The 10,846-nt window shown below is 45.1% G+C and carries 10 protein-coding genes; 5 read left to right on the top strand and 5 right to left on the bottom strand.

Annotation, left to right across the window (positions count from 1 at the left end; translation table 11 throughout):
* The 5 genes from B4033_RS08820 to rsfS all read left to right on the top strand — a co-directional run.
* Positions 1-1,920 (top strand): ATP-binding protein (locus tag B4033_RS08820; RefSeq protein ID WP_286833270.1); only part of this gene is annotated, 1,920 nt, incomplete at its 5' end.
* A gap of 99 nt (positions 1,921-2,019) precedes the next feature.
* Complete coding sequence (locus B4033_RS08815; RefSeq protein ID WP_286833269.1) at positions 2,020-2,808, top strand: crotonase/enoyl-CoA hydratase family protein; 789 nt, start codon at positions 2,020-2,022, stop codon at positions 2,806-2,808.
* Positions 2,809-2,837: 29 nt separating this feature from the next.
* The gene (locus tag B4033_RS08810) at positions 2,838-3,701 is read left to right on the top strand and encodes an NAD(P)-dependent oxidoreductase (RefSeq protein WP_286833268.1); all 864 of its coding nucleotides are present in this window, start codon (positions 2,838-2,840) and stop codon (positions 3,699-3,701) included.
* 45 nt (positions 3,702-3,746) lie between these two features.
* Positions 3,747-4,529, top strand: a complete 783-nt coding sequence (locus tag B4033_RS08805; RefSeq protein ID WP_286833267.1) for a hydroxypyruvate isomerase family protein — start codon at positions 3,747-3,749, stop codon at positions 4,527-4,529.
* 88 nt (positions 4,530-4,617) lie between these two features.
* Positions 4,618-5,022 (top strand): ribosome silencing factor, encoded by a 405-nt coding sequence (gene rsfS / locus B4033_RS08800; RefSeq protein ID WP_004816041.1) that lies wholly within the window; start codon positions 4,618-4,620, stop codon positions 5,020-5,022.
* Positions 5,023-5,097: 75 nt separating this feature from the next.
* Here rsfS and B4033_RS08795 read toward each other — a convergent pair whose 3' ends face one another.
* The 5 genes from B4033_RS08795 to B4033_RS08775 all read right to left on the bottom strand — a co-directional run bounded on the left by B4033_RS08795 (position 5,098) and on the right by B4033_RS08775 (position 10,266).
* Positions 5,098-5,709, bottom strand: a complete 612-nt coding sequence (locus B4033_RS08795) for a hypothetical protein (protein ID WP_004816039.1) — start codon at positions 5,707-5,709, stop codon at positions 5,098-5,100.
* 18 nt (positions 5,710-5,727) lie between these two features.
* Positions 5,728-7,062, bottom strand: coding sequence for an ammonium transporter (locus tag B4033_RS08790; RefSeq protein WP_008304926.1), 1,335 nt, complete (start codon positions 7,060-7,062; stop codon positions 5,728-5,730).
* 292 nt (positions 7,063-7,354) lie between these two features.
* Positions 7,355-8,800 carry an NAD(P)(+) transhydrogenase (Re/Si-specific) subunit beta gene (locus B4033_RS08785; protein ID WP_286833265.1) on the bottom strand — a complete coding sequence of 482 codons (1,446 nt, stop codon included), beginning with the start codon at positions 8,798-8,800 and terminating at the stop codon, positions 7,355-7,357.
* 3 nt (positions 8,801-8,803) lie between these two features.
* Positions 8,804-9,127 carry a proton-translocating transhydrogenase family protein gene (locus tag B4033_RS08780; RefSeq protein ID WP_004783638.1) on the bottom strand — a complete coding sequence of 108 codons (324 nt, stop codon included), beginning with the start codon at positions 9,125-9,127 and terminating at the stop codon, positions 8,804-8,806.
* 11 nt (positions 9,128-9,138) lie between these two features.
* Positions 9,139-10,266, bottom strand: a complete 1,128-nt coding sequence (locus tag B4033_RS08775; protein WP_008304924.1) for a Re/Si-specific NAD(P)(+) transhydrogenase subunit alpha — start codon at positions 10,264-10,266, stop codon at positions 9,139-9,141.
* Positions 10,267-10,846 lie beyond the last annotated feature (580 nt).

Below are 10,846 nucleotides of genomic sequence, written 5' to 3'. Positions count from 1 at the left end.
CATGAATTACGCACCCCACTGAACAGTATTGATGGCTTTATTCATTTGCTGCTGCGTCAGGGTAATTTAAGTAATGAGCAGAGTCTGTATTTACAAACCATCCGCAAATCATCGGCGCATCTGCTGGCCCTGATCAATGACGTGCTAGATTTTTCCAAGATTGATGCTGGTAAACTAGAACTCGAAACGGCGCTGTTTGATCTGGAAGAAGCGATTTTTGATGTAATGGACATGCTCTCGCCACTGGCAGCGCAGAAGCATATTGATATGGCCTTCTACTATGCCGACAATGTACCAAAATGTGTCAATGGTGATGCACTGCGCTTTAAGCAGATTCTGACTAATCTGATTTCCAATGCGATCAAGTTTACGCCGGATGGCGAAATCATCGTGCGGGTACGAATGGAACACGATGATATCGGGCAATGCCTGCTGCATTTTAGCGTACAGGATAGTGGTATCGGCCTCAGCGGTACTGACCGCAAGAAGCTGTTTGAGTCCTTCTCACAAGGCGATACCTCAGTTACACGTCAGTTTGGTGGCACTGGATTAGGCCTGGCGATTTCCAAACAGCTGGTCAGTTTGATGCATGGCCAGATCGGCTTTGAAGATAACCAGGAACGCGCTCCGACCGAGAAAGGGTCAACCTTCTGGTTTACCGCCCAGTTCCTGGTCGATGAAGATGATGTGATCGAACACCCAGACTTTAGCAATTTGACTGTGGTCTCTTATCTGGCACATCCAGCGACAGCGAATGTACTGCGTCATTATCTGGAAAACTATAACGTGAAGCATACCGAGTGTGCTTCGATTCTGGATCTGTTTAGCCGTCTGAATCATCTAAAAACCACGACTGAAAATACCTGGCTAATCGTTGATCATAGCGGTGACAGTCAGGCCCTGCTACAAGAAATTCGTGCGCGTTATCATGGCAATCTGGCAGTCTATGGCTATCAGATGCAGCTTGATCCAAATATGCTGAATGAATACCGTGCCCGTGCGCTCTACCAGCCACTTAGCCGTAGTGCACTGATTCAACTCCTGAATAACCAGCCCGTATTCGATCAAGAGGTTCATGAAGACTTTAATGGTCAAGGGCTGCATATATTGGCAGTCGATGACCATTTACCCAACCTGATTGTACTGGAAGCGCTATTGGGTGAACTGAATGTCACCACGACCAAGGCCACTAGCGGTCAGGAGGCGATTGATATTATCCAGCAACGCCATGAAGAAGGTTTAAGTGCATTTGATCTGGTATTTATGGATATTCAGATGCCGGTAATGTCCGGCATGGATACAACCCGTGCCATCCGCTCGCTGGAATCCACCTTTGAAAACCATCGACGTTTGCCGATTATTGCCCTGACTGCACATGCCCTGTCTGATGAAAAGCATAAATTGCTACAGGGTGGCATGGATGATTATGTCACCAAGCCCATTCAGATTGAACAGATCATCCAGATTCTGACTCAATGGACCACGGAAAATTTCCGCAAGGCACCCATGCTAGAACGTGCGAATGTCATTGATGCTCTGGATAGCAATATTCTGGACTGGCAGCAAAGTCTGCAACTGGCTGCCAATAAGGAAGATCTGGCCGTAGATCTGTTGAGAATGCTGGTCGACAGTTTTGAAACTGAACTCAGTGAAATAGAACAGCTGATTGAACTGGAAGATTTTCCACAACTGGAACATGTACTGCATCGGCTCTACGGCGCGACACGTTATGTGGGTACGCCGAACCTGCAACAGCTGACAGGCAGTTTTGAACAGTTTGTTTCTACCCTACGTAAAGAACGCCGCAAAGCTGATGAAGCCTTTGTTCAGGAGGTGATGAAACGCCTCGATGAGCTTAAAGCAGGCATTGGCCAGGTGGAACAGGCTGCACAACAGGTGCTAAATAAGCATATGATCTAATGCGCAAGTTAAGAACAATCACAAAGCGTGACTTAAGTGTCATGCACGTGATCTAACGCACATGCTATGCTCAGGGCAATAAAAATGAAGGGTTTAGCCATGTCACTGGTTCGTTTAGAAAAAAATAATGGAATTGCTACGGTGAGTTTAAACCGTCCGGACAAACGTAATGCCATGAGTTTTGCGCTATTGCGTGAACTTGTTGCAACCGCCAACACGATCAAAAAGGATAAAAGTATCCGCTGTGTCATTCTGACAGGTGAAGCACAGGTCTTTAGTGCCGGGATTGATCTCGCTGATTTAAATAATCCAAAAAATCGTGCCTATGCAGCCTGGGAACTGCTGCGTCCGGGTCAGAGTCTATTTCAGAAAGCATTTTTGATCTGGCAAGAATTACCGGTTCCCGTGATTGCAGCTTTGGAAGGCTATTGTTTTGGTGCAGGCATGCAGCTGGCACTGGCAGCAGATATTCGGATTGCTCATCCACAGACTCAAATGTCAATTATGGAAAGCCGTTGGGGCTTAGTACCAGATATGGGTCTGAGCCGTTCGTTAAAAGGCTTAATCAGTCTGGATCTAGCCAAAGAACTGACACTGACCGCGCGTATTTTTGACGGTAACTATGCCAAGCAGATCGGCCTGATCACTCATGTAGATGAGCAACCTCTAGCAAAAGCACAAGTCTTGGCTGAAGAAATGTTGCAGCGTTCTCCAGATGCTTTAATGGCGTCTAAATATGTGCTGGATGCCATGGAACATCAACCAAACAAATCCTTACGTATGGAAAAAATCTGGCAGTTAAAATTACTCCTCGGCAAAAACAGCCAGTTGGCACGCAAGAAAGACAAGAATCCAGAAGTCCAGTTCCAGCCTCGCCAGTATTCATAAGATCATCTCAGTAGATATCGGATAGCATCATGCAGTTTGATCAAACCACTAAAATCGCATTTCTTGGTATGGGCCTGATGGGTAGCCGTATGGCCAGCCGGCTGATTCAGGCAGGCTTTGAAGTTGCTGTCTGGAACCGTACTGCTTCTGCTTGTGATGCATTGATTGCTCAAGGTGCACAGTTATTACAGCTTGAGCAGATTGCAAATTACCCGGTAGTTCTCATCTGTCTGGCGGACGATTTAGCCGTCAAAGCAGTGTATGAACAGATTGAGCCTTATCTGGTTGCACAACAGGTGATTGTAGATTTCTCCAGTTTATCTGTGCAGCAGACGTTGGAACTGGCACAACGTGCGCAGGCCCAACAGGTGATCTGGATTGATTCTCCAGTTTCTGGCGGTACTGCCGGTGCTGAACAAGGCAGTCTTGTGGTCTTTGCCGGCGGTGATGAACAGACTATTTCTTCTTTAGCTGCAATTTACCAAGTCCTCTCCCAACGCGTGACTCGCATGGGTGACCCAGGTACAGGACAAGCGACGAAAATCTGTAATCAGCTGATTGTCGCGGCAAACAGTACACTGATTGCCGAAGCTGTGGCACTGGCTGGACGTGCTGGAGTAGATACCACCCTGCTTGCCCCAGCGCTGGCCGGTGGTTTCGCGGATTCAAAACCGTTTCAGATTCTGGCACCGCGTATGGCCACCCAGACCTTTGAACCGGTGCAATGGAAAGTTCAGACCTTGTCCAAAGACCTCAATAATGCAGTACAGCTTGCAGCAGCACATGCGCTAAATATTCCGGTTGCTTCTCAAGCTTTATCTCAGCTCAAGGCTCATCAAGAGAATGGCTATAGCGAAACGGATCTAGCGACTGTCATTCAGCACGTTCAATAACTTCATTTTCACGATTATTTCCATATTTAGTGCAAGGAGCTTCAGATGTTAAAATTCGCAGTCAACCTTTCCATGATTTTTACGGAAGTTCCCCTGCTGGAACGTTTTGCCCTTGCCCGTGAGCATGGTTTTGACCATGTAGAAATCCAGTTTCCTTATGAACTGACTATCGAGCAGATTCAGGCACAGTTGACAGCGCATCAGCTGAGTTTATGCCTGATCAATGTCCCAGCAGGTGACCTGATGCAAGGCGGTCATGGACTGGCTGGCATACCCGGCAAGGAGATTGAATTTCATCAAGCGATGCAACAAGCGATTACATATGCAACCGCACTGAAAGTACCGAGCGTCAATATTCTGGCAGGTAAACAGCCGCTGGATAGTGACCTGTTACCTTGCCTGAATACATTGGCAGATAATCTGAAAATGGCCTGTTCGATGTTGGCAGATCATGGTATTCAGCCAGTTTTTGAGATGATCAATGGGACCGACACGCCACGCTTCCTGGTGCAAAATGTAGCTCAAGCGCAAGAGATGCTCGAAGCAGTCCAACATCCAGCCTTAAAGATGCAATATGACTGTTACCATATGGCGATGATGGGTGAAGATGTATTTGAAGCTTTAAAAGAGAATATTGACACAATTGGACACATTCAATTTGCAGACTGTCCAGGGCGACATGAACCGGGTACAGCTATTGTCAATTATGTCGAGATTTTTCAATGGTTAGAGAATAGCCAATATCAAGGCTATGTGGCAGCAGAATATCGCCCGCTGAAGCATTCAGCAGCGTCTTTTGGCTGGAAGACCCGATATTTTGCAGATTGATTACAAACCGAACAATGTGCTGATTTGAAATTTCGGGGCAAAACCGCTATATTAGATCATGCATAATTGTTAGGAAATTATATCCCCCATGAATTTAGAACCATCGCCCAGCGCTTCTAATTCTCACGATCTTACTATGAATTCACACTTACAGACTGTACAAGACTGCTTGAAAGTCGTGCATGCTGCACTTGAAGATGTAAAGGCCAAAGAAGTTGTTGTGCTTGATGTCAGCGGTATGAGCAATGTTGCTGATGCCATGGTCATTGCCAGCGGTACCTCTACCCGTCACATCAAATCTCTTGCCAACAATGTTGCTGAAGAAGCACGTAAAGCTGGCTTCCGTCCGCTTGGCATCGAAGGCGAACGTGATGCTGAATGGATTCTCCTAGACCTCGGATATGTAGTGGTTCACTGCATGCTTCCTACAGCGCGTAAATTCTATGACCTAGAAAGCCTGTGGAGCAATGCTCCTGCAGATTCAGTGGCATAAAACAGATTCTTAAAAAAGCGGCCCATGGAGGCCGCTTTTTTTTATTGGCTCAAAATAAACTTTAACCGAAAAGATTCAAAGGAGTTGCTGTAAATTAGCTTCTGGGTATTTTTGTTTGATCAAATTCTTGGCCTGAGCATAGACCTGATCACTACGTTGTGGGCCATAGAAGTCACAGAATACCTGATATAGACTGGTAATGGCTTGTGCATAAAGTTTTGAAGATACATAGCTCAGCAAATCCGCACTTTTCTGCAATTTCTGACTAGTTTCCTGGAACAAAATCCGGTCTTGTACCAGTTGCTGTGCCAGCTCCCTATAAAAGTCTTTCTGATCTTCTAGCTTGACCTGATCAAGAACTGATTCTCCAAACTCAATATAAGCCTGGTACTGTGCCTTCTGATTAAGAGATACTGCCTCTGTATCTTCAGACTCGATCCATTCACTTTTTTCCAGAATGGTCAGTTCATGCAGTACCTGTTTAAGCATATCTTTCCGGTTCTGCTTAAGCTCTTCTGTAGTACAAATCTCGCTAAGAAAGCGATTCAGTACAAAAGCAGGCTGCCCGCTATATTCCTGTTCCCAATATCCTACGATCTGTTCCAGGTGAGGTCCTTGAAAATAATGCTGTAGCCCACGCTGAATAGCCTGGCGGCGCTGTTCTAGATTGAGCACTTCTGCATTCATGTTATACCTTCCTATCCATTAATGTCGTTTGGTAATGTGATCCGTATCGAAAGTTACATCTCGCTGGAATTCTGGATAAGACAGTTCAGCATGCTCGGTATAGTCCAGACCACGCTGCTCGTGCTGTGCACTCACACGTAAACCACCTAAAATAATATGCAGCACTTTAAATACAATAAATGCCACCCCGAAGCCCCAGGCAAATCCGGCACCAACGCCTACTGCCTGAACAGCAATAATGCTGCTATCAAACATTTTACTTTCATAAAAGATACCCGCAGCTAGCGTCCCCCAAGCGCCACAAAAGCCATGTACAGTGACAGCATCCACCACATCATCAATACGCATTTTTTCGAGTAATGCTGGCAATACACTAACCAGCAACCCTGCTACCAGTCCGGTTATAACAGCAAACATAGGACTCATTGTGGCGCAACCCGCTGTAATCCCCACTAGCCCACCTAAGGAAGCATTAATCGTAGTCCTTATTAAAATTGCTTTACGTCGTACCAGGGCAAATAGCATATAAGCCACTGCCGCCGCACACGCTGCGAGATGGGTATTTAAAGCAATCCGCCCGATGCTGACATCGGCGTTGACTGTAGAAGCGGCATTGAAGCCAAACCAGGCTAACCACAAAATAAAACCACCCAAGGCAATTAAAGGCAGATTATGGCCGGGTAAATAGTGCACTTGACCATTACGGCCAAAACGCCCTATACGTGGACCCAATACAATAATGCCCGCCAAAGCAACCCAGCCACCAATCGAATGCACTACAGTTGAACCAGCAAAATCAATAAAGCCCATGGCTTTGAGCCAGCCTTCACCCTCAAATAGACTCCCCCACGCCCAACTGCCAAAAACTGGATAAATTAAGCCACTCACAAAAGCGGCACTCACCACATAGGCGACAAAATGAATACGCTCTGCCATGGCACCACTGGCAATGGTGGTTGCTGTTGCGGCAAACATCATTTGGAAGAAGAGTAAATTCCAGCTCCAGCTATCTAAATTATCCGGTGCAAAATGTGAGCTACCAAACCACCCGGTATGATTAATTCCGAACATAAGCCCAAAACCTATCAGCCAGAAAACCAGCCCTCCAAGACAGGCATCCATATAATTTTTCATTAAAACATTCACGCTATTTTTACTTCTGACTGATCCGCTCTCAATCAGTGCAAAACCTGCCTGCATGAAGAACACCAGAATACCGCCCATCACCACCCAGACACTGTCCAGCGATATCCGGATTTCCTGGATATTTTTTACCATTTCTGCTGGTTCAGCTGCATAGATAGGTAAACTCAGTAGCCCCAGTAAAAACCCTAAATATTTTATTTTTGTCATGTAATCCCCCTAGCTCTTAATGAGGGAATAGCAAGAACAATGCCATACAATTTATGAATTTTAAAATTATTTGAAGAAGCAATTTAATGATAAACCTATCAAATTTTCATAGATAAATAATTCCTAATTCACAAGATAAATATTTATCTGCGATCAAATATCAATTAACTGTGGTGCATAAAAAAATAAGAGCAAAAATAAAAAAACCACCCGAAGGTGGTTTTTTTCTAAATCTTTTAATTCATCTCGACCTTTCTTTTACAAAAGAGGATCTGGAAGAAGATTTTAGGAATTAGTGACCCGTACCATTAATGGCTTTGGTCATATCTTCCACAACTTTCTTGGCATCACCAAAGATCATCATGGTCTTATCGTTATAGAACAGGTCATTGTCTAAACCAGCATACCCTGTTGCCATAGAACGCTTGATCACCAAAATCGTACGTGCCTTGTGCGCTTCCAGAATTGGCATACCGTAAATTGGTGAGCTTGGATCGTCTTTGGCCGCCGGGTTAACCACGTCATTCGCACCGATTACCAGTACTACATCTGTTGCCGGGAAGTCAGAGTTGATCTCATCCATTTCCAGAATGTCTTCATATGGCACGTCAGCTTCAGCCAGCAATACGTTCATATGCCCAGGCATACGACCTGCAACCGGGTGAATCGCGAAACGTACAGTCACACCCTGCTCTTTTAACAGGTTCGCCAACTCTTTCACCGCATTTTGTGCACGACCTTGCGCCATACCATAACCGGGTACAATGACTACACTGTCTGCATTCGACATCAGGAAGCCGGCATCATCTGCAGAACCTGAGCGATGATTACGTTGTACCTGCTCGCCTGCACCCGCTGTTGCTGTTGCGGTTCCGCCCATCGCACCACCGAACAGAACGTTGATGATCGAACGGTTCATCGCTTTACACATGATATAAGACAGAATTGCACCTGAAGAACCCACCAGCGAACCAGCAACGATCAGCATGTTATTTTCTAAGGTAAAACCGATACCTGCAGCTGCCCAACCAGAGAAAGAGTTCAGAAGCGATACCACAACTGGCATATCACCGCCACCGACTGGTGCAATCCATACCCAACCGAATACCAGTGCAAGACCGGTCATTGCCCAGAAGGATGTCATGTTACCAGTCAGGAAGAAGTGAATCCCTGCTGCCAGCATTGCGATAAAGATCAATGCCTGAACTGGTTTTACCCAAGCACCTGAAATGGTTTTTGCCCATTTCTTCGCAGCCAGTTTACCGTAAGCAAATACAGAGGCAGTAAAAGTAATCGCACCGACGAAACAACCCACGAAGAGTTCGAACAAATGCACTTTGCTCATTTCATGGAAAGTTACCCCATTTGCAGCTAAAAGGTCTGGACCCAATTCGATTAACTTGTTGTTATGGATAATCGCAGCAATAGCAATCAGAACTGCGGACAAACCTACCAGAGAGTGCATCAGCGCGACGGTTTCAGGCATTTGAGTCATAGGTACAGTTTTCGCACGGGCAATACCGACGATCGCACCAAGCACCATTGCACCAAGGATCATCCAGATCACCGGATTTTCTGCGACAAAGAAAGTCGTCAATACCGCAATCGCCATGGCAAGCATACCGTAGCGGTTACCTGCAATTGCTGTTTTAGGACCTGACAAACCACGTAGCGTCAAGATAAAGAGAATGGCACCAACCAAATAGAACCAATTTGCATATTCACGAATGAATTCCATCAATTAGCCCTCTTTTTTCTTTTGTTTTGGTTTGAACATTTCCAGCATACGTGCAGTCACGGCAAAGCCACCGAAAATGTTAATGCTCGCCAGGAATACTGCAATTGCGCCAAGTACACTCACCACGTTAATGGTCTGGAAGTCTACGCTGCCTTCAACACCGACCATGGGTAAACCAACAGTCTGAATCATCGCACCCACGATAATGATTGAAGAAAGTGCATTGGTTACCGCCATCAACGGCGTATGCAAAGCTGGAGTCACGCCCCATACCACGTAGTAACCTACAAAGATGGCAAGGACAAAAATCGTAATAGTTTCAACCATGAGTACTCTCCTTAACCACGCTTTAACAGCACTTGGCCGCCGTGAGTGACGAGTAGGGCTTTCTGAATTTCTTCTTCTGGATTGATGGCAAAATTCTTTTCGCTATCAAATAAAGTTTCAACGAAGTTCAAAACGTTACGTGCATACAGTGCAGATGCTTCAGTCGACAAGGTTGAAGGAATATTCGGAATACCCAGAATCTTCACGCCATTTTCAGTCACAACCGTTTCACCGCATTGAGAGCCTTCTACATTACCGCCAGTTTCAACCGCCATATCTAAAATGACTGAACCTGGTTTCATTTTGGCAACGGTCTCGGCACGGATTAAGCGTGGCGCATCACGACCTGGCAATAGTGCAGTCGTGATCACAATATCCGCATTGGAAACTGCTTTATCAACGATGATCGCCTGATCCTTGATATACTGTTCACCTGGCATCCAGCCATAACCATTTTTAGCCGCATCAGCTGCTTTTTGCTGTTCTTCTTCAGACATTGGTACGTCTAACCACTTACCACCCAAAGATTCAACCTGGTCTTTAGCTGTAGGACGCAAGTCGGTTGCTTCTACAACAGCACCGAGACGTTTTGCAGTTGCAATCGCTTGCAGACCTGCAACCCCTACTCCCATGATCACGACACGAGCCGGTTTAACCGTCCCTGCCGCAGTCATCAGCATCGGGAACATGCGCTGGTATTCTGCTGCAGCAAGAAGCACTGCTTTATAACCCGACAGGTTCGCCTGAGAAGATAGGACATCCATGTTTTGCGCACGAGACAAGGTGCGTGGCAAAAGTTCCAATGCAAATGCAGACACATTCTGTGCCGCGAAATGGTCAAGCTCGGTATTGCGGTATGGGTCAAACATCGCCACAACTGTAGCATTCGCAGGTAATTTTTGAATTTCTTCACCCTTCGGTGCACGAACTTTCAAAATCATCTGGCTACCGGTATAGGCATCATCCGTAATTTTTGCACCAACCTGTTCATAAGCGCTATCGATATAGGCAGCTTTTACCCCTGCACCACGTTCGATAATCACGCTATGACCAGCGCTGATCAATTTCTTTACTGTCTCAGGTGTCGCAGCGACACGATGTTCACCGACGACAGTTTCGGCTGGAATTCCGATTTGCATGAGCGTCCCTCAAGCTAATTTTTTCTTAAGTAAACATCGCAAAAACGATGTTTCCCCTCAGAATGTGTTTTTGTTGAATTTTTGGATTCTAATCAAACCATTCCAAAATACTACCCAATATTTATTTAATAAATACCTATATTTTGAACTGATGATTCATAAAAATGATGTTGTCATATATCATTTATAAGTTAGGCCCTGATTTTTTGATCTGCTGAATTTATAAACGATATTCATTCTCTTAAAGGATATTTCCTTTTTTGTTCATTTTTTCTTAGCTTAATTTTTGTTGTACTTTGTTACATTGATCATTCTGACAGTCGTTCCATTTTTTTTGCTGTACTCCTTCCCTTTTCCGCCATGCCAAAATGCCCTAATTTAGGCACTTTTATTGGGCACTTTTTGATTCCTTGACTTCTTTGACAAATTTAACTGAATTATACTGATTCATTTGGAACTCCTGAAAACCATGTTTTCCTATAACTTTTTCCTTTTTTAATCATAAAATTTTTAAATCAGTTGAGTTTAATGTTTCATTTAATTGGCTCTTTTGAGTTATTCTACTCAAGTCTAAAACTAC

Origin of the sequence: Acinetobacter sp. UBA3132 (genome assembly GCF_002364825.1) — a bacterium.
Classification (GTDB): domain Bacteria; phylum Pseudomonadota; class Gammaproteobacteria; order Pseudomonadales; family Moraxellaceae; genus Acinetobacter; species Acinetobacter schindleri.
Note: the sequence above shows the minus strand (reverse complement) of the source record. Positions and strands in the feature narration are given on the sequence as shown.

What these genes read in the sequence shown, in the direction of transcription:
- B4033_RS08815 (WP_286833269.1), top strand. Translation starts at nt 2,020, where the DNA reads ATGTCACTGGTTCGTTTAGAAAAAAATAATGGAATTGCTACGGTGAGT.
- B4033_RS08810 (WP_286833268.1), top strand. Translation starts at nt 2,838, where the DNA reads ATGCAGTTTGATCAAACCACTAAAATCGCATTTCTTGGTATGGGCCTG.
- B4033_RS08805 (WP_286833267.1), top strand. Translation starts at nt 3,747, where the DNA reads ATGTTAAAATTCGCAGTCAACCTTTCCATGATTTTTACGGAAGTTCCC.
- rsfS (WP_004816041.1), top strand. Translation starts at nt 4,618, where the DNA reads ATGAATTTAGAACCATCGCCCAGCGCTTCTAATTCTCACGATCTTACT.
- B4033_RS08795 (WP_004816039.1), bottom strand. Translation starts at nt 5,709, where the DNA reads ATGAATGCAGAAGTGCTCAATCTAGAACAGCGCCGCCAGGCTATTCAG.
- B4033_RS08790 (WP_008304926.1), bottom strand. Translation starts at nt 7,062, where the DNA reads ATGACAAAAATAAAATATTTAGGGTTTTTACTGGGGCTACTGAGTTTA.
- B4033_RS08785 (WP_286833265.1), bottom strand. Translation starts at nt 8,800, where the DNA reads ATGGAATTCATTCGTGAATATGCAAATTGGTTCTATTTGGTTGGTGCC.
- B4033_RS08780 (WP_004783638.1), bottom strand. Translation starts at nt 9,127, where the DNA reads ATGGTTGAAACTATTACGATTTTTGTCCTTGCCATCTTTGTAGGTTAC.
- B4033_RS08775 (WP_008304924.1), bottom strand. Translation starts at nt 10,266, where the DNA reads ATGCAAATCGGAATTCCAGCCGAAACTGTCGTCGGTGAACATCGTGTC.